Annotated in this window: 23 protein-coding genes; 21 read left to right on the top strand and 2 right to left on the bottom strand. The window is 44.0% G+C overall.

Annotation, left to right across the window (positions count from 1 at the left end; genetic code table 11):
- Window positions 1-123: 123 nt before the first annotated feature.
- From I6N95_RS20585 to pknB, 11 genes are all read left to right on the top strand, one after another.
- Window positions 124-1,854, top strand: a complete 1,731-nt coding sequence (locus I6N95_RS20585; RefSeq protein ID WP_209531239.1) for a patatin-like phospholipase family protein — start codon at window positions 124-126, stop codon at window positions 1,852-1,854.
- A gap of 5 nt (window positions 1,855-1,859) precedes the next feature.
- A complete protein-coding gene (locus I6N95_RS20590) occupies window positions 1,860-2,081 on the top strand; it encodes a YdbC family protein (protein ID WP_209531240.1) in 222 nt (73 codons plus the stop codon).
- Window positions 2,082-2,249: 168 nt separating this feature from the next.
- Window positions 2,250-3,131, top strand: a complete 882-nt coding sequence (locus tag I6N95_RS20595; RefSeq protein ID WP_209531241.1) for a YicC/YloC family endoribonuclease — start codon at window positions 2,250-2,252, stop codon at window positions 3,129-3,131.
- Between the two features lie 107 nt (window positions 3,132-3,238).
- The gene (gmk, locus tag I6N95_RS20600; RefSeq protein ID WP_209531242.1) at window positions 3,239-3,853 is read left to right on the top strand and encodes a guanylate kinase; all 615 of its coding nucleotides are present in this window, start codon (window positions 3,239-3,241) and stop codon (window positions 3,851-3,853) included.
- Between the two features lie 5 nt (window positions 3,854-3,858).
- Window positions 3,859-4,161, top strand: a complete 303-nt coding sequence (gene rpoZ, locus I6N95_RS20605; RefSeq protein WP_209531243.1) for a DNA-directed RNA polymerase subunit omega — start codon at window positions 3,859-3,861, stop codon at window positions 4,159-4,161.
- Window positions 4,162-4,325: 164 nt separating this feature from the next.
- On the top strand, window positions 4,326-6,758 hold the full coding sequence (priA, locus tag I6N95_RS20610) for a primosomal protein N' (protein ID WP_209531244.1): 2,433 nt from the start codon (window positions 4,326-4,328) through the stop codon (window positions 6,756-6,758).
- Window positions 6,759-6,786: 28 nt separating this feature from the next.
- On the top strand, window positions 6,787-7,281 hold the full coding sequence (gene def, locus I6N95_RS20615; RefSeq protein WP_209531245.1) for a peptide deformylase: 495 nt from the start codon (window positions 6,787-6,789) through the stop codon (window positions 7,279-7,281).
- On the top strand, window positions 7,274-8,215 hold the full coding sequence (gene fmt / locus I6N95_RS20620; protein ID WP_209531246.1) for a methionyl-tRNA formyltransferase: 942 nt from the start codon (window positions 7,274-7,276) through the stop codon (window positions 8,213-8,215). The genes def and fmt overlap by 8 nt, the downstream gene beginning before the upstream one ends.
- A gap of 1 nt (window position 8,216) precedes the next feature.
- A complete protein-coding gene (gene rsmB / locus I6N95_RS20625; RefSeq protein WP_209531247.1) occupies window positions 8,217-9,578 on the top strand; it encodes a 16S rRNA (cytosine(967)-C(5))-methyltransferase RsmB in 1,362 nt (453 codons plus the stop codon).
- A 24-nt stretch (window positions 9,579-9,602) separates the two neighbouring features.
- Window positions 9,603-10,355, top strand: coding sequence for a Stp1/IreP family PP2C-type Ser/Thr phosphatase (locus I6N95_RS20630; protein WP_209531248.1), 753 nt, complete (start codon window positions 9,603-9,605; stop codon window positions 10,353-10,355).
- Window positions 10,348-12,174, top strand: coding sequence for a Stk1 family PASTA domain-containing Ser/Thr kinase (gene pknB, locus I6N95_RS20635; RefSeq protein ID WP_209531249.1), 1,827 nt, complete (start codon window positions 10,348-10,350; stop codon window positions 12,172-12,174). Before I6N95_RS20630 ends, pknB begins: the two co-directional genes overlap by 8 nt.
- Window positions 12,175-12,674: 500 nt before the next feature.
- On the opposite strand, the gene I6N95_RS20640 is transcribed toward pknB, so the two are convergent.
- Window positions 12,675-13,187 (bottom strand): GNAT family N-acetyltransferase, encoded by a 513-nt coding sequence (locus I6N95_RS20640; RefSeq protein ID WP_209531250.1) that lies wholly within the window; start codon window positions 13,185-13,187, stop codon window positions 12,675-12,677.
- A 148-nt stretch (window positions 13,188-13,335) separates the two neighbouring features.
- Between I6N95_RS20640 and rsgA the strand changes: the two genes are divergently transcribed.
- The 3 genes from rsgA to I6N95_RS20655 are packed head-to-tail and all read left to right on the top strand — an operon-like array spanning window position 13,336 to window position 15,560.
- On the top strand, window positions 13,336-14,235 hold the full coding sequence (gene rsgA / locus I6N95_RS20645) for a ribosome small subunit-dependent GTPase A (RefSeq protein ID WP_209531251.1): 900 nt from the start codon (window positions 13,336-13,338) through the stop codon (window positions 14,233-14,235).
- A gap of 18 nt (window positions 14,236-14,253) precedes the next feature.
- The gene (gene rpe / locus I6N95_RS20650; protein ID WP_209531252.1) at window positions 14,254-14,904 is read left to right on the top strand and encodes a ribulose-phosphate 3-epimerase; all 651 of its coding nucleotides are present in this window, start codon (window positions 14,254-14,256) and stop codon (window positions 14,902-14,904) included.
- Window positions 14,904-15,560, top strand: coding sequence for a thiamine diphosphokinase (locus tag I6N95_RS20655; RefSeq protein WP_209531253.1), 657 nt, complete (start codon window positions 14,904-14,906; stop codon window positions 15,558-15,560). The genes rpe and I6N95_RS20655 overlap by 1 nt, the downstream gene beginning before the upstream one ends.
- A 66-nt stretch (window positions 15,561-15,626) precedes the next feature.
- Here the strand turns inward: I6N95_RS20655 and rpmB are convergent, their stop codons facing one another.
- Window positions 15,627-15,815 (bottom strand): 50S ribosomal protein L28, encoded by a 189-nt coding sequence (gene rpmB / locus I6N95_RS20660; RefSeq protein WP_209531254.1) that lies wholly within the window; start codon window positions 15,813-15,815, stop codon window positions 15,627-15,629.
- Window positions 15,816-16,128: 313 nt separating this feature from the next.
- On the opposite strand from rpmB, the gene I6N95_RS20665 reads away from it, so the two are divergent.
- The 7 genes from I6N95_RS20665 to leuD all read left to right on the top strand — a co-directional run bounded on the left by I6N95_RS20665 (window position 16,129) and on the right by leuD (window position 25,295).
- Entirely contained in the window at window positions 16,129-16,491 is a 363-nt protein-coding gene (locus I6N95_RS20665; RefSeq protein ID WP_209531255.1) for an Asp23/Gls24 family envelope stress response protein, read from the top strand.
- 34 nt (window positions 16,492-16,525) lie between these two features.
- Entirely contained in the window at window positions 16,526-18,202 is a 1,677-nt protein-coding gene (locus I6N95_RS20670) for a DAK2 domain-containing protein (RefSeq protein WP_209531256.1), read from the top strand.
- 136 nt (window positions 18,203-18,338) lie between these two features.
- Window positions 18,339-20,378 (top strand): ATP-dependent DNA helicase RecG, encoded by a 2,040-nt coding sequence (gene recG / locus I6N95_RS20675; RefSeq protein WP_209531257.1) that lies wholly within the window; start codon window positions 18,339-18,341, stop codon window positions 20,376-20,378.
- Between the two features lie 367 nt (window positions 20,379-20,745).
- Window positions 20,746-22,254, top strand: a complete 1,509-nt coding sequence (locus I6N95_RS20680) for a 2-isopropylmalate synthase (protein ID WP_209531258.1) — start codon at window positions 20,746-20,748, stop codon at window positions 22,252-22,254.
- Window positions 22,255-22,256: 2 nt separating this feature from the next.
- A complete protein-coding gene (gene leuB / locus I6N95_RS20685; protein WP_209531259.1) occupies window positions 22,257-23,303 on the top strand; it encodes a 3-isopropylmalate dehydrogenase in 1,047 nt (348 codons plus the stop codon).
- Between the two features lie 29 nt (window positions 23,304-23,332).
- Entirely contained in the window at window positions 23,333-24,721 is a 1,389-nt protein-coding gene (leuC, locus tag I6N95_RS20690; protein WP_209531260.1) for a 3-isopropylmalate dehydratase large subunit, read from the top strand.
- Window positions 24,708-25,295: a 3-isopropylmalate dehydratase small subunit gene (gene leuD / locus I6N95_RS20695; RefSeq protein ID WP_209531261.1), complete on the top strand. Its 588-nt coding sequence runs from the start codon at window positions 24,708-24,710 to the stop codon at window positions 25,293-25,295. The genes leuC and leuD overlap by 14 nt, the downstream gene beginning before the upstream one ends.
- Window positions 25,296-25,829 lie beyond the last annotated feature (534 nt).

The following is a 25,829-nucleotide window of genomic DNA, read 5'->3' on the forward strand; positions in this document are numbered from 1 at the left end:
GGTTCGTCGTTTGCGGCCTTTTGCCCATATGTTATACTTGTTGATACAGAGATCAGGTCACAGGAAATGGCGTAATTAGTTCAAAAGAAGAGGTCTTTAAAGCAGAATTAAGGAGGCAAAAACGTGAAAATTGTCAGGCTAAACCAGGGTAATCGACGTGAATTAATCAATGTCATTCAGCAATACACACAGTTACTTCCTTTTTTTGACACGAATAGTCAGGCGCGGCAGTCTTTTGTAGCGGGGTTGTCGGAGGAGACCTACTGCCATGTAGGTTTTGAAAAAGCAGGCCGCTTGCTAGGTGTTGTTCGTTATCTTCAAGGGGAGCATCAGCTGGAAGTTAACTGCTTGTTATTGAAGCAAGCGTCGGGATCAGATCAACTGGCAAAAGGTGTGGGGTTCTGGCTGGCACAAGTGGAAAAGATTGGCAAGTTAGCCCGAGCCAAAAATTTATCCCTAAGATTTGTTGCCACCAATATCGCCCTTGAAGAGCAGCTAAAAGGCGCTAACTATTTACTGGGGGAACAACCTCACTGGTGGCAAAAGAGCCTAAGGTATAAAACCGGGTTAGTCTTAGCTGGTGGGGGGGCTCGAGGCGCTTATCAGATCGGTGCGTGGCGTGCTCTTCAGGAATTGGGCATTGAGTTTGAACTAATTGCGGGGACCTCAGTCGGCGCCTTAAATGGCGGATTGATCTTGCAAGGGGAGCTGGAAGCAGCTGAAGTGATGTGGTCGCAAATTGATACAGGTAAAATCTTAACTTTTCCAGGGATGAACGTGGCTAAACAATTTTCAGTCAATGCTGTTTTGCGTGAGATGCAACAATTTGCCTTATCAGCAGTCATGACGCAAGGTGTTAGCACAAAGCCCTTGCGTCAGTTGATTCAACAATTGCTGGATGAAGATAAGATGGCGCAACAAAATCAGGACTTATTTATTTGCACGACGCAACTGCCTCAGATGAAAGAGGTGGTGGTCTCCTTTAAAGAGACACCGTCAGGAGAGTTTCATCAATGGTTGCTAGCTTCTTCTTCTTTTTTTCCGGCGATGGAGGCGGCTAAAATCGCTGGCAACTATTATGTCGATGGCGGCTATCGCAATAATATTCCAGTGGATGTCGTCTTGCAACAGGGGGCGACGGAAGTCATCGTCATTGATGTGAAAGGACCAGGCCTTACCAAACCTGTTCATCTCCCGGAGTCCCTGCCTATTGTGACAATTGTCAGTCCTTGGAACCTTGGAACGGTGCTGCTGTTTGATGGTGCCCGTTCTCAGTGGAACATTCAGCTGGGGTACTTAGAGACCCTTAAAGCTTTTGGTCGGTATATCGGACATTGGTATACCTTTGCTCATCAGTTTGACGACGCGTCACTGAAGACGTGGCAACGGCGATTTAGTCGTGGCGTTTTAGGAAAACTGATTCAAGGAGAAAAAAAGCTGTTGCAGAACCCGCAATTAATAGCTGAGTTACAAAAGAAAATGCGACCGATGTATCCAGATAGAATTGCCGTTTCGATGATGCCGCTGTATGTTTTGGAAATGACGGGGAAGGTCTTAGGCATCTCGCCAATCGAGTGTTACACCATTGAGGAGATGCTGGGGTTAATCAAAGAAAAAATCTCCGGCAACTGGCTAACGGATAAGCCGGAAGAGGGAATGCTGTTGTCGTTGCAGGAGTGGCTAAGGCTTTACGCAGATGAGCTGCCTTTGCCAACGGAGAAACAGCAAGTCATCTTTTTTTACCGTCAGCTTTTAACGTCTCCTGATCAATTGGTCTTAAGTGCTGCTGGTATAGCACCTACTATGTATTTAATTGCTAAATTGTTAATTTGGCTAGAAAAAGAAAAGGAGTGATGAACATGGCACAAGAGTTTAGTTATGAGATTGTTGAGGAAATTGCTGTTTTATCAGAGAATCCTAAAGGGTGGCGCAAAGAGCTCAATCTAGTTAGTTGGAATGGCCGCTCGCCCAAATTTGATTTACGTGACTGGGCGCCGGACCATGAAAAGATGGGCAAAGGGGTTACCTTAAGTAACGAAGAATTTGATATTTTAAAGAAGGCTATTAAGGAAATGGGTTAATATATCGAACTTGTTACCTAATCAGATGGCTAGTGCCATTGGCTAAGATGCCTGATCATCCGTTAAGAAAAGTGCTTTTAGCGTTTCTTAGCTGAAAAGTTAAATGGTAATGGGTGATTATTAATAGGAACGATTGTCGTAGGAAATTGATGGAAGGAAGCTGATTTTATGAAAAGTATGACTGGCTTTGGGAAGCACACCTTGACGAATGCTGACTATCACATAGATGTTGAAGTTAAATCAGTCAATCACCGTTTTTTAGATATGCAGATCAGAATGTCACGGGAGTATAACAGTTTTGAGATGGCTCTTCGCCAAGTGGTGAAAGATCAGTTGAGCCGTGGCCGCATTGAAATCGGTGTGTTTGTGACGAATGAACGGGCAGATACGAAGCAATTGGCGTTAAATTGGCAATTAATGGATAGTTTGATGGCGCAACTAAAAGAAGCTGAGAGCCGTTATGACTCCCCGCTGTTTAAGGCTGAGAGCATCGTAACAGGTTTGATTAATCACGATGATTTTTTTGAAATTGTGGAAAACAAAGAACAAGATGAGCAGTTAGAGACTTATTTAGTTTCTGCTTTACAGGAGGCCCTCAATAACTTGAATGGCAGTCGCTTAAGAGAAGGGCAACAAATCAAGGAAGTTCTTCAGCAGTATTTAAGCGATTTTCAAGTGTATGTCCGTCAGATACAAGAGCTATCGACCCTTGTAGAAGAGGACTATCAAGCAAAGTTAACAGCTAAAGTTCAGGAATTAGTCGGTGAAACCGTTGATGAGGCCCGTTTGTTAACAGAAGTGGCATTGTTAATTGAACGAGGGGATATTCACGAGGAGCTGGATCGTTTAACCATTCATATCCAAAAAATGGCAGATTTATTAGTGGTTGAGCACAGCATTGGTCGAGAATTGGATTTTCTGATTCAGGAAATGAATCGGGAAGTCAATACGATCGGCTCTAAATCAGCCCCAATTGCCATCAAAGAAGCTGTTGTTCAAATGAAGACTATCTTGGAAAAAATCCGTGAACAGGTCCAAAATATCGAGTAAAATGAGAATATGACAAGATTTTTGGCTTTTTTCGTTGAAAAAGCTTGAATTGGCGGTCGTTTTAGCATAAACTAACTAGATATACTATATTTGAAAGGGACGACATGATGCCAGAAAGAGGTTTGTTAATTGTACTATCTGGTCCTTCTGGGGTTGGTAAGGGGACAGTCAGAAAAGCAATATTTGATAGTGAAGAAACGGATTTTGAATATTCCGTCTCGATGACCACGCGTGGAATGCGTGAAGGGGAAGTAGAAGGCGTGGATTATTTTTTCCGCACCCGCGATGAGTTTGAAGCGTTGATTGACGCTGGTCAAATGTTGGAACACGCTCAATACGTCGGCAATTATTATGGTACACCATTGGAGTATGTCAATCAGACATTGGATACCGGCAAAGACGTCTTTTTAGAAATTGAAGTGCAAGGTGCCATGAAAGTCAAAGAAAAAGTGCCTAACGGCGTGTTTATTTTTTTAACACCTCCAGATTTAGCCGAGTTGAAATCGCGAATTGTTGGTCGGGGAACCGATGAGCTGGCAGTGATTGAAGAACGGATGGAAGTAGCTAAAGCGGAAATAGAAATGATGAGCCATTACGATTACGCTGTCGTTAACGATCAAGTCGAACTAGCAGTAGAGCGCATTAAACACATTATTAAGAGTGAACATTTACGAGTAGATCGTGTCATTCATCGATATAATAAAATGATAAAGGAGTTGTAAGCCAAATGATGTTAAAACCGTCAATTGACTCATTATTAGAAAAGGTAAATTCAAAATATTCATTGGTTATTTTAGCCAGTAAACGAGCTCACGAATTAGAAGCAGGTGCCACACAAATGTTGGAATCATACGATTCAGTTAAACGGGTTGGCCAAGCTTTAGAAGAAATCGATTCTGGCGATGTGGTCATGGATCCTAATCCAGAGCTGAAACGCGCCCTTATCAGACGTAAAGAAGAAGAAAGAATGGCTGTTCGCAACCGTGAGAAAGCTGAATTAGAAGCTAAAATCAAGTTAGAGCAACCTTAAATAGCTGAAAAAAAACAGAACAAGCCCCAGCGCTCGTTCTGTTTTCTGCTTTTGTCTGGCTTGGTTGACTCTTTATGACTGACTGGGACAGGCTTTTCTTAGGAGACAAACGGCTAGAAGTTTAGTAAAATGAGGACGACAGAAGGTTGAAAGGATGAGTGAATGTGACATATGTGGCAGAAGTGATTGTAGATGTGCCGACGATGCAGACGGATGTTCCTTATACTTATCTCATTCCCGCTGAGCTTGGAGGACAAATTCGTCCGGGAATGCGAGTGGAAGTCCCTTTCGGCAATGGCAATCGCCATATTCAAGGATTTGTATTAAAGACCTATGATCATCAAAATCCGGCTGAATTGTCGGAGTTTGCGATGAAGGAGATTGTGTCTGTGCTGGATTTAGGGCCAGTCTTGAATCAAGAAATGCTGGAATTGGCCGACGAGATGAAAGAGACGACTTTTTCCTTTAAAATAACTTGCTTGCAGACCATGTTACCCAGTGTTATGCGGGCGACGTATCAGAAGTGGCTGGTGTTAATTGATGAAGTACCAGAAGATATTCTATACGAGGTCTTTAAAGGGTTAGATGAAATCACATGGGAAGAGGCTCTGGCATCAGGGCGTTTGTCAGAGTTGATGAAATTGCGTCAGAATGAGCAAATTGACATTCGTTATGAAGTGAAGAAAAGAAACCGCAGCAAGACGATCAATGGGGTTAAATCCAGTCTGTCATTTGAGCAGATTGAAGAAGAGCGTCAAGGGTTGCGCAAAGGCTCTACCCAAAAAGCCAGCTTGTTAACGATGTTGCAAGGAATGACTGAGGATCAAATCATGACGGTTAAAGAAGCCAATGATCGCTTTGGGGTTAAGAGAGGGACTTTGAATGCTGGCCAGCGTAGTGGTTGGTTGGAAATTGTTGAGATTGAGGTCAATCGGGACCCTTATGGCAAGCACACCTTTGAAAAAAATGTGGCCATGTCCTTAAATGATCAACAGTTGGCCGCTTATGAAGCGATTGTGGCATCGATGAAAGCTCAGGATAACCAAACGTTCTTGTTAGAAGGAATTACTGGGAGCGGTAAGACAGAGGTCTATTTGCAAACCATTGCGGAAGCGTTAGACGAAGGTAAAACAGCGATTATGTTAGTGCCGGAGATCTCCTTAACGCCCCAAACGGTTCACCGTTTTAAAAGTCGTTTTGGCGATGAGGTGGCCGTCCTTCACAGCGGCTTGTCAGAAGGGGAAAAATACGATGAGTGGCGTAAGATTGAACGGAAAGCAGCCCGAGTCGTCGTCGGTGCTCGTTCGGCAATCTTTGCGCCCTTGGAAAATATCGGTTTAATTATTATTGATGAAGAACATGAGGGCAGCTATAAGCAAGACGACACACCTCGCTACCACGCTCGTGATTTAGCGATTTGGCGCAGCCAGTATCATCACTGCCCGGTTGTCTTAGGCAGTGCGACCCCTTCTTTAGAATCGCGAGCACGGGCTCAGAAAAAGGTCTATCAGTTGTTGAAATTGACCAAACGGGCCAATGAAGCGGCTCAATTACCGATGATTGATGTCATTGACATGCGTCGGGAAATGGCCAAGGGGCGGATGCAAACATTTTCGACGCCATTATTAGAGAAGATCACCGATCGCCTGCAAAAAGCAGAACAAGTGGTGTTAATGCTCAACCGTCGGGGGTATTCCTCCTTTATTATGTGCCGCGACTGCGGGTATGTTCTACCCTGTCCCAACTGCGATATTTCGCTGACGCTCCACATGGACAGTAAGACCATGAAATGCCATTATTGTGGCCATGAAGAAGGCATCCCCCACACCTGTCCGATCTGTGCCAGTCAGAAGATTCGCTACTATGGCACGGGCACACAAAAAGTGGAGGAAGAGCTACGGGACTTGTTTCCAGCAGCGCGGATTTTGCGAATGGATGTGGATACGACCCGTCGTAAAGGGGCTCATGAAAAACTGTTAAAAACTTTTGGTGACCGGGAAGCGGATATTTTATTAGGGACCCAGATGATTGCCAAAGGCTTGGATTTTCCTGATGTGACCTTAGTTGGGGTTCTCAATGCGGACACGGCTTTGAACCTGCCAGATTTTCGTTCCGCTGAAAAAACTTTTCAGTTGTTAACCCAAGTAAGTGGTCGTGCTGGCCGGGCGGAAAAAGCCGGGGAAGTGGTTATTCAGACTTTTAATCCTAATCATTATTCGATCCAGTATGCTAAAGAACAAGATTTTGAAGGGTTTTATCAGGCGGAGATGCAGGCTCGTCATCAAGGGAATTACCCGCCCTTTTTCTACACCGTTCAAATTGTCGCCAGCCATGAAGATGAGAATACGGCGGCTAAAAAGATGTATGAAATTGTCTTGCAATTAAAGCAAGTGCTATCACCTAACAGCATTATTTTAGGGCCAACGCCTAAAGCTGTCATGCGTGTGAACAACCGCTATTTTTATCAGTTGGTGTTGAAATACAAAAAAGAAGCGAACTTGCAAGTTGTGCTCAAGCAGATTTTAGATGAAACCCAAGTGGATGTCCGCAAGGGGCTAAAAATCTCAATCGATGTGGAGCCTTTGAATTTTATTTAAGATGGTGTCTGAAGAAAGAAGGGGAAAAATGCGTTATCCAGTGGTGATTTATCCGAATGAAATACTTGAAAAACCGGCTCAGGAAGTTACGGTTATTACCGATGAGATTGTCCAATTATTAGAGGATATGCGGGAGACGATGATCGCGCATGATGGCATCGGGTTAGCCGCGCCACAAATTGGCAAAAATTTACGCATGGCCGTGGTGGAAATTGATGAAGAGTCAGGCTTATTTGAGTTGATCAATCCTGAAATTATCGAAGCCAGTGGCAGTGATATTGATGTGGAGGGCTGTCTGAGCTTTCCGAACATCTACGGCACGGTTGAACGTGCCAAAGAGATCACCGTGCGCTATTTTGACCGTGAAGGTGACGAATACGAATTGATGGCGACGGAGTATTTTGCTCGAGCTATTCAACATGAGATTGAACATTTAGATGGTAAATTGTTTACCGACAAAATTATTGAACGAATTGCGCCTGAAGATTTAGACGCGTATACGGAGGCTCATCAAGATGACTAAATTAGTATTTATGGGGACACCGGCTTTTTCGGTGCCAATTTTAGACGGCTTAGTGGAAGCTGGTTACGAGGTCTTAGCTGTTGTGACCCAACCGGATCGACCCGTTGGACGCAAGCGTGTCTTAACGCCGCCACCGGTTAAGGTGGGGGCGCTGAAGCATGGGATCGAAGTTTTGCAACCAGAAAAGATTTCAGGGTCAGCGGAAATGGCTCGTGTGATTGAGTTGCAACCAGATGTGATCGTGACGGCGGCTTTTGGGCAGTTTTTGCCTGAAGCCTTATTAAAGGCGCCGACTCACGGGGCGATTAATGTTCATGCCTCACTGTTACCTAAGTACCGCGGAGGAGCGCCGGTTCACTATGCGATTATCAAAGGGGAACAGGAAACGGGCGTGACCATCATGGAGATGGTCAAGAAGATGGATGCAGGAGATATCATCCGCCAAGCGTCTTTGGAGATTACCGAAAAGGACGATGTGGGGACGATGTTTACGAAGCTCAGCCAGCTGGGGAAAGAGTTGCTACTGGCTACCTTACCGGATTACTTGGCCGGTAAGATTACCCCAGTTCCTCAAGATGAGAGTCAGGTGACGTATTCACCGAATATCAGTCGGGAAGAAGAGGCGGTTGATTGGCAGAAGACCGCCACAGAAATCAACAACCAAATTCGCGGCATGCGGCCATGGCCGGTGGCTTACACGATGTTTGGCGAAAACCGCTGGAAGTTGTTTGAGGCTGTTGTCAGCGAGGAAGAGACGACCGCTGAGCCCGGAACGATTATTAAGATCACGAAGCAGAATTTTGCTATCGCTTGTGGCAAGGGAACCGTCTTGGTCATCGAGCGTTTGCAACCAGCTGGCAAAGGGCAGTTGAGTGCTGCTGAATTTTTAAATGGTGTTGGACAAAATCTAGAGATTGGTCAAGTGGTGAATTAGAATGGGCAAAAAAGTGCCAGCAAGAATTAAACGTTCCACACGCTATGTGGCCATGGCTTTATTGACAAAGGTGGAAACCCAGCAAGCTTACTCCAATCTTTTGGTTAATCAGGCCATGATGGAAGCAGGTTTAAATGAAAAAGACGGCCGGTTATTGACGGAAATTGTCTATGGAACTATCAGTCGTAAACTGACCTTAGAATTTTATTTAGCGCCATTTATTGCCGGAGCTAAAAAAGTGGAGCCTTGGGTTCGTCAGTTGTTGCTATTATCGGTGTATCAGCTAGAGTATTTGGATCGAGTACCAGCCCATGCGATTGTGGACGAAGCTGTAGAAATTGCTAAAGCTCGCGGAAATGTTGGCACAGGCAAATTTGTCAATGGCGTATTGCGCTCCTTTCAACGACAAGGAGCTGCTAAATTTGAGACGATTAAAGATCCTGTCGAACGCTTGGGAACAGAAATAAGCATGCCTCGCTGGCTGACAGAGAAGCTGATCGACTTAGTCGGTTTGGCAGAAGCCCGTGAATTAGGTTTGTCTTTATTTGAGCCGAGCAAGGTCAGTGCGCGGGTTAACACCGCCTTGATTGAGCGCGAGGTGGCGATCGATAAGCTAGCCGAGGAAGGGATTGAAGTGGTCTTAAGTGAACTGTCTCCCTTTGGGATTGTCGGGGCGAAAGGCTTTTTGGCAGGCAGTACCTTATTTAAAGAAGGGCAGTTAACCATTCAAGACGAATCCTCCATGCTAGTTGCGCCAGCGATGCAAATTGAGCCCCAGCATCAGGTTTTGGATGCCTGTGCGGCTCCTGGTGGAAAAACCACCCACATGGCGACCTATGTTGATGAGGCTCAAGGTGGACGGGTGACAGCGTTAGACATTCACGCCCATAAAGTCAAGCTGATTGAAGAAAATGCCATGCGTTTACATGTGGCGGAACGGATTATCCCGCAAGTTTTGGACGCTCGCAAGGTGGGAGAGGAATTTCCCGATGACTTCTTTGATCGGATTTTAGCGGACGTTCCCTGTTCTGGTTTAGGACTCTTAAGGCGGAAACCAGACATTAAGTACAGCAAAAAAGCAGAAGATTTTATTAATTTACCACGAATTCAATTGGAAATTCTCGAAAGTCTTGCGACAAAGGTCAAACAATACGGTATAATAACTTATAGCACATGTACCATCGCCCGCGAAGAGAATCAAGATGTGATTGCCGCCTTTTTGGCAAAGCATGATAATTTTGAGTGCATCGAGGTAGTTGGTAGCGAAAAACTTCAAGTGTCGACGGAGAACATGGTGACGATCTATCCTCACCAGTATCAGACAGATGGGTTCTTTATCTGTTGTTTAAGACGACTAGCTTGATTTGAAAAGTAAAGAGGTGTAATCATGGAAATTGGATTTCGGACCGATGTCGGTCGTCGGCGTAAGAACAATCAAGACGCTGTAGGTGTTTTCCAAAATCAAGAAAAAGTAAAACTAGCAATCGTTGCAGACGGGATGGGAGGCCATCAAGCAGGTGACGTTGCCAGTCATTTAACTGTTTCCGATCTTGGAAAAGCCTGGGAGAATTCCAACTTAACCGAGCAAGAAGACGTCATTCAATGGTTGTTGAAACAAATTCAACAAGAAAATGAGGAAATCTTTGACAAAGGTCAACAAGACCCGAGTAAAGCAGGAATGGGAACGACGATTGTGGCAGTGGTAATTATTGACCAAACCGTCTTATTGGCCCACGTCGGTGATAGCCGCTTCTATCTTCTACGCAATGGCAAAATCAAACAAATCACAGAAGACCATTCATTGGTGAATGAGTTGGTTAAAAGTGGTGAAATTACGCCGGAGATGGCTATCCATCATCCTCGTAAGAACGTGTTAGTCCGCTCGATTGGCATACCGGGCACTGTTGAAGTTGATTTGACGGCCTTGGAAGTGACCTTAGGGGATAAATTGTTGTTGTGTTCGGATGGTCTGTCCAACATGGTGTCAGATCAGGAGATTATGCGGATCATTGATCAGGCGGCAAATTTGGATGAGGCCTTAGATAAGTTGATCGACGCTGCTAACCAAGCCGGTGGCACTGACAATATTACCGTCTTGTTAATCGATTATAATGAGAAAGGTGAGATTGCGAATGATTGATATCGGGAGTAAGATAAATGGCCGTTATAAAGTTATTGGCAACATTGGCAGTGGCGGGATGGCCAATGTCTTTCTTGCCCATGATCTGATTCTTGACCGTGATGTGGCAGTGAAAGTCTTGCGATTTGATTTCCAGGACGATAAATCGGCGATTCGTCGTTTTCAACGAGAGGCCTTAGCTGCTTCCGAATTGGTTCACCCGAACATCGTTGGCGTTTATGATGTTGGTGAAGAAGATGGCATGCAGTATTTAGTGATGGAGTATGTTAGAGGGACAGATTTAAAGAAGTACATCAAAAACAACTTCCCTTTACCATTTGAAAATGTGGTGATTATCATGCGCCAGATTTTATCGGGGATTTCCCTAGCTCATCAGCATCGCATTATTCACCGGGACTTAAAACCGCAAAATATCTTGATGGATGAAGACGGCAACGTAAAAATTGCTGACTTTGGAATTGCGATTGCCTTATCGGAGACGTCCTTGACGCAAACGAATACGTTGCTGGGATCTGTTCACTATTTATCACCTGAGCAAGCTCGTGGCAGCATGGCCACTCGTCAGTCGGATATTTACGCTTTAGGGATTATCTTATACGAATTACTAACAGGCTCCGTTCCTTTTGAAGGGGAGTCGGCCGTTTCGATTGCCTTAAAACATTTTCAAACAGAAGTTCCTTCCGTTCGCGAAGTCAATCCAGCAATTCCTCAGGCCTTGGAAAACGTGGTACTCCATGCAACGGCTAAGGAAGCGATGGATCGTTATGTCTCAGCAGATGAGATGGCTCAAGATATTGGCACCTCTTTGTCACCCGACCGTTATGGAGAACCGCGCTATGAGCCGAAGGCGATGATTGAAGAGACCAAAGTCTTAACTCCTTTGACTGACAGCGATATGCCAGAAGCCTTTAAAAATATGGATGAGCCGCCAGAAGTTGAAGATGAAGAGGTTGACGAGCCAGAGGAGCCTAAAAAAAAGAAGAGTCGCAAGAAGATTTGGATCATTGCCTTGGTGCTTTTGCTAGTAGTTGGCGGCGGTGCTATCGCTTTAGCCATGATCGGTGGCTCGAAAGAAGTCTTAGTGCCGGATGTTAGTGGCATGAGTCAGACTGAAGCAATTGAAGCGTTAGAAGCAAAAGACTTTAAGGTTAACCCTAAAGTTGAGGAAATTTCTAATGATAAAATAGAACAGGGGAAAGTGGTTAAAACTGATCCTGAAGCTTTGAGACCAGTTAAGCCAGGCATCGAAGTAACGCTTTACATCAGTTTAGGGTCTCGAAAAGTGGACATGCCTGATTTGGAAAACGAAACCTATAACGATGCGGTTAGAACCTTGGTTGATTTAGGTTTTAAAGAGAGTCAAATCACTAAAACAACCGTTAAAAGTGATGAGGTTGAAAGTGGTAAAGTAATCTCCCAAACGCCAAGAGCGGATAAGGAAGTTGACCCTACCAAAGATACGGTGGAGTTAACGGTCAGTGAAGGGCGTGGCAGCTTTGAATTGAGGGATATGGTAGGCCGCGATGAGTGGTCGACTAAAGACTATCTTTATGGTGTAGAGTTAAACTATACTGAGGTTAGGGTGAATTCTGATACCTTTGCCGAAGGAACGGTTATTAGTATGACGCCGCCAGGAGGGTCAACGGTGACCGCAGGGGATACAATCACGCTAACCATTTCACTAGGGCGATTACCCGAACCGTCTACAACAGAACCAAGTAGTACCAGTACGTCAACCAGTACAACGGAATCGTCGACGACACCAAGTTCAACTACGACACCGACTGAAACCCAAACAACAGAATCACCCCAAGGGTAATAAGAAAAGCTGAACGGGGCGTTCAGCCCTGAAAGAAAAATAGCAAAATATTTAAGTGATGCTACTACGCTACGCTTCGACCTTCAAATCTTAGTGCTTTAGCACTTAGAGCTTGTTGAGAACGAAGTGTCCGCTATCGCTAAATGCTAAAGCATTAAGCATAGAGGCCTTTGTCACTAAACTAATTTTGTCTTACTTCGACCTTCAAAGCTTAGTGCTTTAGCGCTTAGCATTTGATGAGAACGAAGTGTCCCTTGTCTCTAAGCGATAAATCGCTAAGAACAACGGCTTTTCCGAAGCCTTCAAATCTTAGTGCTTTACTTCGTTGTCCCTTGTTTCTACGCATTAAAATGCTAGAACAACGGCAGCACTTAGAATTTGTTGAGATCGAAGCGAAGCGTAGTGGTGCCTCGTGAAGCTGGATCCAAACTACGATATAGAGAAAGTTTTATACTTTCCTATAAAGTAAAAAAAGCAAATCCGATTGCGGATTTGCTTTTTTAATTGAGTTGAAGGACCATCAAGATACCATCGTAGTACTGTCCCTCAATTTTAAGGAATTGGGGGTAACGACCGATTTCCTTAAAGCCAGCTTTTTGATAAAGATGAATGGCCGCCTGGTTGTCCGCTTTGACTTCCAAATCAATGACGTCTAAGTGTTTTTCTTTGGCAACGTCAATTAAGCTGGTGAGCATTTTATAGCCGATGTGGCGGTTCCAATGGGAGCGACGGACAGAGAGGGCTAAACTCGTTCGATGGGCGGCTCTAGGACGGGGAGAACCGTTTAAGGTCGAGACGCTGATCACTTGCTGACCATCCAAGGCGAGAAGCATCGTTGAGTTAATCCCAGTTGTCAATTGCTGGATGATGGCGGCTTCTTCTGCAATCGAAGTGGCTGAAAAGGCGCCTTCTGTGAATAACAGCTGATCACTTTCACCGCCCACCTTGTTCAAGTAGTCAAGGACAGCGGGGGCATCTGCAGGGGTTGCTTTGCGAATAATAATGTCTGACATGGAATAACCTCCTTAGCTTGTTTTTCTTAGTATATCGAAGGATGAAAAAGGAAACAAGTAAAGTTTCTGACAAAGTTAGGGGAAATCTCTTGAATTATCGCCGAACATTCAGTAGAGTGAAACCATAGAGTAAAAATGGAGGTGCCATGTGACACAAGGCCAAATTAGAAAAGCACTAAGTGGGTTTTATTATGTTTATGCAGATGGACAAACGTATCAAACGCGTGCTCGAGGAAATTTTCGTAACCGAAATATTACACCTTTGGTTGGTGATCATGTGATTTTTGAAAGTACAAATACAACAGACGGTTATCTATTGGAAGTGTTGCCTCGGGAAAATCAATTGGTTCGTCCAGCAGTGGCCAATGTCGATCAAGGCGTCGTTGTGATGAGCAGTATTTCACCGAACTATTCAGCCAACTTGTTGGATCGTTTTTTAGTGACATTGGAGTATGAGCGCATTCACCCGATTATTTACTTAACAAAAATTGATTTATTGGATGAAGTAGGCTATGCAGAAATGAAACAGGTTAAGCGTGATTATGAAGCGATTGGCTATCCGGTGATTTTACCTGAACGAGACAGCAATCGGGAGAGTTTACGAGAAATCGAACGCTATTTCCCAGAGCAGTTGACGGTCTTTATGGGACAGACGGGTGCTGGTAAATCAACCTTACTAAATCACATCTCACCAGAGTTGGCGTTAAAAACGGGTGAAATTTCTAAATCTCTGGGGCGTGGCCGTCATACGACTCGTCATGTGGAATTGATTCCGCTGGCCGATGGTTTAGTTGGTGATACGCCTGGTTTCAGTGCCATCGACTTTTTAGAAATGTCGGCCGAAGAATTAACAGGCCAAATGCCAGAAATCGCCAGAGCGGCAACCGGTTGCAAATTCCGTGAATGCAAACATCGGCAAGAGCCACAGTGTGAAGTTAAAGCTCAGGTGGAAAGTGGTGAAATCTTAGCCAGTCGTTATAAACACTATTTGCAATTTTTGGAAGAAATTGATAATCGTAAACCGATGTATGGTAAAAATAAAAAATAACAAAAGGTAGGGAAAATAATGAAGATTGCACCATCGATTTTAAGCGCAGATTTTGCTAATTTAGAACGAGACATTGTGTTAGTTGAGAAAGCCGGAGCGGACTACATTCACGTAGATGTGATGGACGGCCAGTTCGTCCCTAATATTACCTTAGGACCTAATGTGGTGTCAGCCATTCGGCCGGTCACTAAATTGCCTTTAGATGTCCATTTGATGATTATGAATCCCGAACGCTATGTGGAAGATTTTGCCAAAGCGGGAGCGGATTTTATCGTGGTTCATCAGGAAAGCACCTTGCACTTACACAGAGTGTTACAAATGATTCGCAATGCCGGTGTTAAAGCGGGCGTTGTGATTAACCCTGCCACGCCGGTGTCCGCCATCAAGCAAGTGCTAAAAATGGTTGATTTGGTGTTAGTCATGACTGTTAACCCTGGTTTTGGTGGGCAAGCCTTTATTCCAGAGTGTTTAGCAAAAATTGAAGAGCTGGCCAACTTGCGAAACGAGCTCGGGTTAACCTATGAAATCGAAGTTGATGGTGGCGTAGTACCTGAGACGGCTAAACTGTGTGCTCAGGCAGGAGCAGATGTGTTTGTGGCAGGATCATATGTCTATAACTCAGACGCGCCTAAAGAGCGAATACAAGCCTTGAGAGATGCGATCGAATAATGACTGAACGTGTGGTGATTGTTGCAGGAGGTTCTCCGGACTTGTGGCCTGAGGTGGAAGGTTACCGCAAAGGGACGACGGTTTGGATTGGCATTGATCGTGGCGCCTATTATTTGCTTGAAAGAGGCATTTTACCAACCATGGCTGTCGGTGATTTTGATTCCTTGTCTGCCAGCCAGTTGGAAGCTGTCGAAGCAGTGGTTGCGGACATTCATTATGCGCTCCCAGAAAAGGATGACACGGATACCCAGTTAGGTTTAGCCTTAGCTTTAAAGCATTACCCTGAGGCCGAGATTATGTTGATTGGTGCAACAGGGGGACGGCTGGATCATTTTTTATCCAATCTGTGGCTACCGTTCGAACCACGTTTTCAAAGACACCTGAGGCGAATCAAGCTAGTGGACCAGCAAAATACCATCAGTTATTATCTGCCAGGAGAGTATCAAATTGAAAAAGAGCCTGATAAAACCTATCTAGCGTATGTTTGCTTGACGGCTGTTGCTAAGCTGACTCTTTATGATGCCAAATATCAATTGACTGAACATAACAGCGAGGTGCCCATGAGTTTTGCCAGTAACGAATTCATCGGCGATACAAGTCGTTTTTCTTTTGAGAGCGGCCTTATGGCGGTGATTCAAAGCAAGGATTTGACTTAAAAGCTTAATTGAAAACACAAAAAAACGGTCGGCAGATTTCTCTGGCGACCGTTTGGTTATATGTGATTATACGCGTTCAACTTTACCTGATTTCAAAGCACGAGTTGAAACCCAAACTTTCTTTGGTTTACCGTCTACTAAAATGCGAACTTTTTGTAGATTAGCTTTCCAAGTACGTTTTGATGCATTCATCGCGTGAGAGCGTGTATTACCACTTCTAGATTTACGTCCAGTAATATAACATTCTTTTGCCATGTTTCTTCCTCCTTTGCTTTGATATTGGAGCCCTTAAGTTCTTTGCTCATACTAGAATAATTTAACATAAATAGGAAGTGAATGCAAGCGAAAAATGATGATAGTTACAGAAAAAACTTATGAAAAGTAATGAAAACATGAAGAGAAAACGAGGTTTTACTGAGAAAAGAGTAGTTTTACTTTTAAATAGGTACTTCCTGTGATAAAATAATGAGAGAAAATGGACAATTGTGTTCAGAGTAGTGTTCACTCTCGTGAAAAAATAAAACGAGTTTGGATAGCTAAGTGCAAGACCTAAAGGAGGCTTAATCTAATGGCGGTAAAAATTAAAACACAAGCTGGTACAATTGAAATCAGCAACGACGTGATTGCAACCGTAGTAGGCGGAGCAGCAACCGATATTTACGGCATCGTTGGCATGGCAAGTAAAAACCAAATCAAAGATAACTTAAATGAAATACTTCGTAAAGAAAATTATTCTCGTGGTGTGGTTGTACGCCAAGAAGAGAACGGTGTGGCGATTGATGTTTACACAATCGTTAGCTACGGAACAAAGATTTCAGAAGTCAGCCGCAATGTTCAAGAAAAAGTGAAGTATAACCTTGAAACAATGCTAGGCGTGTCAGCAAATTCTGTTAACGTATTTGTTCAAGATGTTCGTGTACTGCCGGACTAGAGGTCTGCAGTTTATTCTTAAGGAGGATAATTAAGTGAAAGTAACAGCAATTAACAGCGGACAGTTCCAGGCAATGGTTCAAGCCGGAGCAGAACGTTTGGATAAAAATGCCGAATACGTCAACTCATTGAACGTATTCCCAGTTCCAGATGGGGACACCGGAACGAATATGAACTTATCAATGACCAGCGGGGCAAAAGCTGTCACGACGAACGTCTCAGAAAAAGTTGGCGAATTGGCTCAAGCTTTGTCAAAAGGTCTTTTAATGGGCGCCCGTGGTAACTCAGGCGTTATTTTATCGCAACTATTCCGTGGCTTTTCTAAGAAAATTCCCGATGTGGTTGAATTAAATGCTCAGGATTTAGCGGCGGCCTTTACACATGGTGTGGAAACAGCTTATAAAGCCGTTATGAAACCTGTTGAGGGGACAATCTTAACCGTTTCTCGTGAAGCTGCTCGTGCAGGTGAAAAGAAGGCAAAGGAAACTGATGACTGTGTTGCCGTTATGGAAGCTGTCGTAAAAGGAGCAAAACGGTCATTAGATCGTACACCGGATTTATTGCCAGTTCTTAAAGAAGTTGGCGTTGTTGACAGTGGTGGACAAGGCTTATTGTTTATCTATGAAGGCTTTTTGGAAGTTTTATCAGGTAAAATCGTTGAAAATCCCGTTTATCAACCAAATGCAGCGCAGATGACAGAAATGGTAAATGCCGAGCATCACCGCAGTGTGGCAGGCCATGTGGCAACTGAAGACATTAAATTTGGTTACTGTACAGAAATTATGGTTCACATCGGTGACGGCGAAACAGTTGATAGTGAATTTGATTATGACACTTTCCGCAATTATTTAAATGAACTAGGGGATTCCCTATTAGTTGTTGCCGACGATGAGATCATTAAAGTTCACGTTCACACGGAACATCCTGGTGAAGTGATGAATTATGGTCAAAAATTTGGTTCATTAGTGAAGATCAAAGTTGATAATATGCGCTTGCAGCACGATACTTTATTGGAAAATGAAAAACCGGAAGTAACAAAAGTCAAACAACCACCTGTGCCATTTGGTGTGATTGCCATTGCGGCAGGTGAAGGTGTTCAAGAGTTATTCCGCAGTTTAGGTGCTAACTATATCATCAGTGGGGGGCAAACCATGAACCCAAGTACTGAAGATATTTTAAAAGCGATCGATGAAGTGAATGCTGAAAATGTGATTATTTTACCGAACAATAAAAATATCTTTATGGCAGCCGATCAAGCAGCAGAGGTTAGCGAACTGCCAGTCGTTGTTGTACCAGCTAAAACTATTTCGCAAGGAATGACAGCCATGCTAGGCTTTAACGATCAACAATCATTGGCTGATAATCAAGCGGCCATGACAGCGATGCTGGCTGAAGTCAAAAGCGGCCAAGTGACAACTGCAGTTCGCGATACGACGATCGACGGTGTTGAAATTACCAAAGATGATTATATTGGCATGGTTGAAGGCAAGATCGTTGTCTCAGAAAAAGCTCGATATGACGCATCAATTGTGACGATCGCTAAAATGTTAGACGAAGACAGTGAAATCGTGACGATCATTGTCGGTGAAGATGGTAAATTAGCGGAAGCGAAAAAAATCGAAGAAGCGATCTTAACCATTGATGATGGACTTGAAGTTGAAATTCACGAAGGCGGTCAGCCTGTGTATCCGTACTTATTCTCAGTTGAATAATAAAAAATGAAAAAGCCAAACGTTTCTGTTTGGCTTTTTGCCTACAAGGTGGGGAACGTACATTTGGTGATTTAACCTGTGGTTCTAAGACCTCAGGTCAAGTAGGCCAAAAAATACCAGTGAAAGGAGGGGCATTTTGAAAAAGATCACAGATCCAATTGTTACATTACCAGGAGTGGGGCCGAAACGAGCCGAGAATTTGCTTGAACTGGGCTTGGCGACTGTTGAGGATTTATTAGCGTATTACCCCTTTCGTTATGATGATATTCAAGAAAAAAAGATTGCCGAGATTGCCGATCAAGAGAAAGTCGTCTTAAAAGGCTTAGTGGTAGCCGAAGGCGTTGTGTCTCATTATGGCTATCGCAAAAATCGGTTGAGTTTTCGGTTGATGCACGATCATGCCGTGATCAATGTCACCTTTTTTAATCAGGCCTATTTAAAAGATAAAATTGTTTTAGCGGAAGAGATTGCCGTTTATGGTAAATGGGATGCCAAGCGTAAGGCTTTAACTGGCATGAAAATTCTTGGCAGTCGGGATGAGAGTGGCGCAGATTTTGCCCCGATTTATCATGTGAATAAAAAGATTCGCCAGGCGACTTTGGTCAACTTGATTAAGAGTGGTTTTGCTGAATACGGCGATTTGATTGAAGAATGGCTTCCGGCGGCACTGGTGACGAAATACCGCTTAATGCCGCGCCAAGAAGCGATGAGAGCCATGCATTTTCCTGAGAAAGCTGAGGACAGCTTATCAGCTCGGCGACGGATTATCTTTGAAGAATTTTTCGAATTTCAAATGCAGATGCAACAGCTCCGTTATCAGGAAAAAGAAATTAGTCAAGGGTTGGAAATCTTATATGATGTGGAAAAATTAAAAGAATTTACTCAAGGCTTGCCTTTTGAATTGACAGCTGCTCAAAAGCGAGTCACCAACGAAATTTGTCGGGACTTGCGAAGTGCTACTCATATGCACCGCCTTTTACAAGGAGATGTGGGAAGTGGGAAGACCGTCGTAGCAGCAATCGTGCTCTATGCCGCCGTCACAGCTGGTTTTCAAGGCGCTTTAATGGTGCCGACAGAAATTCTGGCAGAGCAACATCTTGAAAGCCTAGTTGACCTTCTGGAGCCCTTTAATGTGATCGTCGCCTTATTGACGGGGTCGACTAAAACAAAAGAGCGACGAGAAATTTTGGAACAGCTGGCTGATGGTCGTTTGGACGTGGTGATCGGCACACACGCTCTCATTCAAAAGGACGTGGAATTTAAGCGCTTGGGCTTAGTGATCACCGATGAACAACATCGCTTTGGTGTCAATCAACGGAAAATCTTGCGCGAAAAAGGGGCCAATCCGGATGTCTTATTTATGACGGCCACCCCGATTCCGCGAACTTTGGCGATTACCGCCTACGGTGAAATGGATGTTTCGATTATCGATGAATTACCCAAGGGACGGATCCCCATCGAAACTCGCTGGGTAAGGCCACCTCAGCTTGAGACCGTGTTGACTTGGATGGAAAAAGAATTAAAAGCCGGTCGTCAAGCTTATGTTATTTGCCCGTTGATTGAGGAGTCTGAATCACTTGACGTTAAAAATGCCACAGAAATATATGAAACCTTACAAGCTTTTTATCCCCATCATCAAGTAGGACTCCTTCACGGCAAGATGAAGCCCCAGGAAAAAGAGGAGATAATGACGACCTTTAAAGAGAACAAAATGCAAATTTTGGTCTCGACCACCGTGATTGAGGTCGGCGTTAATGTGCCTAATGCCACGACGATGTTGATCATGGATGCCGATCGTTTTGGTTTAGCGACACTGCATCAGCTTCGGGGACGAGTGGGCCGTGGCAGTCAGGCTTCCTATTGTGTGCTAGTCGCTAATCCTAAAAATGAAATGGGTAGTGAGCGCATGAAAATTATGACCGAGACGACCGATGGCTTTGTTCTCAGTCAAAAGGATTTGGAAATGCGCGGGCCTGGTGAGTTTTTTGGTTCGCGGCAATCGGGAATTCCTCAGTTTGCTGTTGGCGATATTGTGGCGGATTTTGCCACCTTAGAAGCCGCAAGACAAGAAGCCGTCGCGATTTGGGGAATTGAGAAGTGGTGGCAAGAGCCAGACTATCTTTCTCTAAAAAATCGGCTATTTGATGAAACACAGGCGAAAAACTTTTTTGATTAACAATGAAATAGATAAATGCTGCAGTAATTTAAAGGGCATTTATCTATTTTTATTCAAAATATCGGAAAAAAAGTTTGACAAACTCTTTCAAATTCTGTATATTAAACATTAAGAATTATTTGAATTGTCTGAATATTTCGCAAATAAGAAAAACAGTTGGAGGTAAGGACATGATGAATACAACTAAATCGAATTACTTTACAACTTTATTATTACTGTAGGGGCTCAGAACACTGAAAAAATTCAGTCGTTAGGGGTCCTATTCTGCATTGCATGACTTGGGACTGAGGTAAGCATCCCAAGAAATGGGATGTTTTTTTATTACTAAAAATCACAGACAATCAATGAAGGATGAAAAGGAGAAGGCATGATGAAAATTCAATTTTTTGACACAACATTAAGAGACGGTGAACAAACACCAGGCGTTAACTTTAATACAAAAGAAAAGGTGCGAATTGCACAGCAACTGGAAAACTGGGGCATTGACGCGATTGAAGCGGGATTTCCTAATTCTTCCATTGGCGACTTTGAAGCGGTCCAAGCGATTGCTAAAGCCTTGAAAAAGACCACGGTAGTAGGGCTGGCTCGCTGTTATAAACCGGATATCGATCGGGCTTATGAAGCACTATCAGTAGCGAAATTTCCACAGCTCCACCTCTTCTTAGCTACCAGTGACATTCATATGGAATTTAAATTGAAAAAGACACCTGAGGAAGTCTTGGCAGCCATTAAAGAACATGTGACCTATGCTAAAACTAAGTTTGAGGTGGTGCAATTCTCACCAGAAGATGCCACACGCACGCGGCGTGAGTTTCTCTTAGCCGCTGTTCAAACAGCTGTTGATGCTGGTGCAACTATTATTAATGTTCCCGATACGGTCGGCTACTCAAACCCGACGGAATACGGGGCGATCTTTAAATATTTGATCGACAATTGCCAAAACATCGAAAATGTTATTTTTTCTCCTCACTGCCACGATGATCTGGGGATGGCCACAGCGAATTCCTTAGCAGCGATTGAAAACGGTGCTCGTCGTGTTGAAGGGACGATTAATGGTATTGGTGAGCGGGCGGGGAATACAGCTTTAGAAGAAGTGGCCCTAGCGCTTCATGTCCGTAAAGATTTTTATCAGCATGAGACCAATATTGTCTTGGCGGAAACCAAACGAACCAGTGATTTGGTCAGCCAATTGTCAGGTGTCTCGGTGCCGCGTAATAAAGCGATTATTGGGGCCAATGCTTACGCTCATGAATCAGGAATCCATCAAGATGGTGTCTTGAAAAACCCTGATACCTATGAAATTATTACCCCGTCACTAGTTGGTGTGGCGACGAATTCCTTGCCGCTTGGTAAATTGTCCGGCCGTCATGCCTTTACTAGTCGGATGGAAGAATTAGGTTACCAGTTGTCAGATGAAGAAATGAATCTGGCCTTTAAGAAATTTAAAGCTTTGGCGGATAAGAAAAAGCAAGTGACGGAAAATGATCTGCACGCCTTGATTGCTGGGCAATCAAGTGAAGGGGAAGAAGCTTACCGCCTACACGGTTTGCAGTTGCAATACGTCTCAGATGGTAAACAAGGTGCAATCGTGTCAATTGAAACAGCTGAAGGAATCTTCAGTGATTCGGCCATTGGCTCAGGAAGTGTTCAAGCGATTTATAACACGATTGATCGCTTGATGGAGCAGTCGCCTAAATTGAATCATTTTAGTATTAAATCTGTGACCGAAGGGGAAGACGCTCAAGCTGAGGTTCATGTAACAGTTGAAAATGATGGCCGGATTTACAATGGCGTCGGCATTGACTTTGATGTCTTACAGGCGTCGGCCAAGGCGTATATTCAAGCAAGTAATTACATTAAGGAAAAAGGACAGTGAGTATGAAAAAAATAGTTTGTTTACCTGGTGATGGTATTGGCCAAGAAATTATGAATAGTGCGTTACAAGTGATGACAGTGATTGCTGACAAGTATCAACTTGATTTAGTGACAGAGGAACATGATTTTGGTGGCGCAGCGATTGACAACCATGGACATCCACTACCAGAAGCTACTTTAGCAGCTTGTCAGGCAGCTGATGGGATTTTATTAGGGGCAATTGGTGGCCCTCAGTGGGAAGAAGCTGAGGTTAGACCGGAGCAAGGTCTTCTGGCTTTACGCAAAGCTTTAAATCTCTATGCCAATATCCGTCCGGTGACCGTACCAACTGCCACGGCTCACCTCTCACCTTTAAAACCAGAAATTGTCACAGGGGCCGATTTTGTTGTCGTTCGTGAATTGACAGGTGGGATTTATTTCGGTGAACCGCGGGAACTGAATCAGGAAGATGCCTTAGATACTTGCACGTATACAGCAGCAGAAATTCGGCGGATTTTGCGCAAAGGCTTTGAAATTGCTCAAGGGCGTCGCAAACTGGTGACGTCAGTTGATAAAGCCAATGTTCTGGCAACGAGTAAATTGTGGCGCAAGATCGCTGAGGAAGTCGCCAGTGAGTTTCCTGATGTGACGTTGGAACATCATTTAGTTGATTCCGTCGCGATGAAGCTGATTCAAGAGCCGACACATTTTGATGTGATCATAACTGAAAACTTGTTTGGTGATATTCTAAGCGATGAAGCGTCTGTCATTCCTGGTACACTTGGAATTTTACCAAGTGCCAGTCATGGCGTTGGTGGTTTATCCTTATATGAACCGATTCATGGATCAGCACCAGATATTGCCGGTCAAAATATTGCCAATCCAGTTTCGATGATTTTATCCATGGCCATGATGCTGCGGGAATCATTTGGTTGGGAAGCGCCTGCCAGTGAAGTTGAAGAAACCTGTTATGCCGTGATGGCTGAGGGTGTTTTAACCGGCGATTTAGGCGGGACAACCTCCACAAGCGAGTTTGTCGAAGCCGTGATTAAAAAAATTCAAGCTGCCTAGCAGTATAAAAAGTGAAAAGAGGCGTACCGATGGGAAAAACATTATTTGATAAAGTCTGGGAGCGACATGTGGTCAGCGGTGAACTCGGTGAACCGCAATTGATCTATGTTGACTTGCATTTGATTCATGAAGTCACCTCACCCCAAGCCTTTGAGGGCTTAAGGGTGGAAGGGCGGAAACTAAGACGCCCCGATAAGACCTTTGCCACAATGGATCACAATATTCCAACACAGGATATTTTTAATATTACTGATCTAGTATCTAAAAACCAAATCGACGCTCTTCGTCGCAACTGTCAAGAGTTTGGTGTCGAGCTTTGTGACAACGGCAGTGAACGTCAAGGGATTGTCCATATGGTAGGCCCAGAAACTGGTCTAACCCAACCTGGGAAGATCATCGTCTGTGGTGACTCTCATACAGCCACCCATGGCGCGTTTGGAGCCATCGCTTTTGGGATTGGTACCAGTGAAGTTGAACACGTCTTTGCGACTCAGAGTATTTGGCAGCAAAAGCCTAAAAATATGGGCATTAAAATTACCGGTCAGCTAGCAAAAGGGGTTTATGCCAAAGACATTATCTTAAACTTGATAGCCACATATGGTGTGGACTTCGGCGTCGGCTATGGCGTCCAATTTTTCGGTGATACCATTGAAAACCTAACGATGGAAGAGCGGATGAGTATTTGTAATATGTCAATCGAAGGCGGAGCGAAGATGGGGATGATGGCGCCAGATGAGACAACCTTTGAATATGTGCGAGGTCGTCAGTATGCGCCACAAGACATTGAAGCCGCCATTGCAGATTGGCGGACACTATACACAGATGAAGACGCTGAATTTGACCGGTTAATTGAATTGGATGCCAGTCAACTGGTGCCACAAATTACTTGGGGGACTAACCCCGAGATGGGTGTGCCAATTACCTCAGCCTTTCCAGAAGTTAAGGACATTAACGACGAGCGAGCTTATGCTTATATGGACTTAAAACCAGGACAAAAAGCGTCAGATATTCCCTTGGGCTACGTCTTTATCGGTTCCTGTACCAATGGTCGCCTATCAGATTTGGAAGAAGCAGCTAGTATTGTTAAAGGTAAAAAAATTAAAGCCGGCATCACGGGCTTGGTTGTCCCAGGTTCACGACCTGTTCGTCAAGCTGCTGAAAAAATGGGCTTAGATAAAATCTTCATTGAAGCCGGTTTTGAATGGCGGGAGCCAGGGTGCTCCATGTGTTTAGGAATGAACCCAGACCAAGTGCCAGACGGCGTTCACTGTGCGTCAACCTCCAATCGGAATTTTGAAGGCAGACAAGGAAAAGGTGCTCGAACACATCTATGTAGCCCAGCTATGGCTGCGGCAGCCGCAATTGTGGGCACATTTACAGATATAAGAGAGGGTGAGTGGTTAAATGGAAGCAATTAAGATACATCAAGGTCAGACAGTCCCGCTGATGAATGACAATATAGATACAGACCAGATTATTCCTAAATCCTTTCTAAAGCGAATTGAGAAAACCGGATTTGGTAAACATCTTTTTGACGAATGGCGTTTTCTGGCAGATGGCTCAGATAATCCAGCGTTTATCCTGAACCAAGCAGATCGTCAAAAGGCGACGATCTTAGTAACGGGTGATAATTTCGGTTGTGGTTCCTCACGGGAACATGCAGCCTGGGCGATTATGGACTATCGTTTTAGAGTGGTCATCGCTGGCAGTTACAGTGACATCTTTTACATGAACGCCATCAAAAATGGTCTCTTACCCATTGTGTTACCCGCTGAGGCTCGCGAAAAACTGGCAGCCATTGCAGCATCAGAAGACATCATCATCGACTTGCCCGCACAAGAAGTTCAAGCCAGTGTTGGCACTTATCATTTTGAGATTGATCCTATGTGGAAAAACAAACTAATTAACGGGTTAGACGACATTGCCGTAACCTTAGCTGATGAACCGCGCATAACTGCATATGAAGCCACAATCCCCAGCTACTGGTCATAACGCAAGATGAGAACAAGATGATAAAGAAATCTGAAAACAGAATGAACCATAGCTTAAAGAGCCGTGGAAAGGGACAGAGACAGACCCAGTGATTAAGCAGACCGACTAGCCTAACCCATTATTTTATTAAATTGTCAGATAATTTCAATTTTTGATTGACTTTTAGTTTCATGAAGTATATATTAGAACATAACACTAAAAGTTAATCAAATTCTAATGATGGTAGAAAAAGCAAATCATCAGCAGATAAAGAGGAGAACTATCTCATGAATAAATCAGGCAAGCAACTAGTCATTATTTTATTAATCAACTGGGCTTAGAACAACCGCAAAAATTTTGCAGTCGTTTTAGTCCTGTTTGCATTAGTGAAATGGGACGCTTGCCAAACACCCCATTTTGTTAATCAAAGCAAGATGGGGTGTTTTTGCTGTGAAACACTATGAATAAGGACCGAAGGGACGAAGTGAATAGATGTTGAGCAGAGCCCTGATACCCAGCACTTAAATGGCAAGCCAAAACAATGATTAACAACTA

The sequence above is a fragment of the Vagococcus allomyrinae genome (genome assembly GCF_017829975.1).
GTDB lineage: Bacteria > Bacillota > Bacilli > Lactobacillales > Vagococcaceae > Vagococcus_D > Vagococcus_D allomyrinae.

What these genes read in the sequence shown, in the direction of transcription:
- I6N95_RS20590 (WP_209531240.1), top strand. Translation starts at nt 1,860, where the DNA reads ATGGCACAAGAGTTTAGTTATGAGATTGTTGAGGAAATTGCTGTTTTA.
- I6N95_RS20595 (WP_209531241.1), top strand. Translation starts at nt 2,250, where the DNA reads ATGAAAAGTATGACTGGCTTTGGGAAGCACACCTTGACGAATGCTGAC.
- gmk (WP_209531242.1), top strand. Translation starts at nt 3,239, where the DNA reads ATGCCAGAAAGAGGTTTGTTAATTGTACTATCTGGTCCTTCTGGGGTT.
- rpoZ (WP_209531243.1), top strand. Translation starts at nt 3,859, where the DNA reads ATGATGTTAAAACCGTCAATTGACTCATTATTAGAAAAGGTAAATTCA.
- def (WP_209531245.1), top strand. Translation starts at nt 6,787, where the DNA reads ATGCGTTATCCAGTGGTGATTTATCCGAATGAAATACTTGAAAAACCG.
- fmt (WP_209531246.1), top strand. Translation starts at nt 7,274, where the DNA reads ATGACTAAATTAGTATTTATGGGGACACCGGCTTTTTCGGTGCCAATT.
- rsmB (WP_209531247.1), top strand. Translation starts at nt 8,217, where the DNA reads ATGGGCAAAAAAGTGCCAGCAAGAATTAAACGTTCCACACGCTATGTG.
- I6N95_RS20630 (WP_209531248.1), top strand. Translation starts at nt 9,603, where the DNA reads ATGGAAATTGGATTTCGGACCGATGTCGGTCGTCGGCGTAAGAACAAT.
- pknB (WP_209531249.1), top strand. Translation starts at nt 10,348, where the DNA reads ATGATTGATATCGGGAGTAAGATAAATGGCCGTTATAAAGTTATTGGC.
- I6N95_RS20640 (WP_209531250.1), bottom strand. Translation starts at nt 13,187, where the DNA reads ATGTCAGACATTATTATTCGCAAAGCAACCCCTGCAGATGCCCCCGCT.
- rpe (WP_209531252.1), top strand. Translation starts at nt 14,254, where the DNA reads ATGAAGATTGCACCATCGATTTTAAGCGCAGATTTTGCTAATTTAGAA.
- I6N95_RS20655 (WP_209531253.1), top strand. Translation starts at nt 14,904, where the DNA reads ATGACTGAACGTGTGGTGATTGTTGCAGGAGGTTCTCCGGACTTGTGG.
- rpmB (WP_209531254.1), bottom strand. Translation starts at nt 15,815, where the DNA reads ATGGCAAAAGAATGTTATATTACTGGACGTAAATCTAGAAGTGGTAAT.
- I6N95_RS20665 (WP_209531255.1), top strand. Translation starts at nt 16,129, where the DNA reads ATGGCGGTAAAAATTAAAACACAAGCTGGTACAATTGAAATCAGCAAC.
- I6N95_RS20680 (WP_209531258.1), top strand. Translation starts at nt 20,746, where the DNA reads ATGATGAAAATTCAATTTTTTGACACAACATTAAGAGACGGTGAACAA.
- leuB (WP_209531259.1), top strand. Translation starts at nt 22,257, where the DNA reads ATGAAAAAAATAGTTTGTTTACCTGGTGATGGTATTGGCCAAGAAATT.
- leuC (WP_209531260.1), top strand. Translation starts at nt 23,333, where the DNA reads ATGGGAAAAACATTATTTGATAAAGTCTGGGAGCGACATGTGGTCAGC.
- leuD (WP_209531261.1), top strand. Translation starts at nt 24,708, where the DNA reads ATGGAAGCAATTAAGATACATCAAGGTCAGACAGTCCCGCTGATGAAT.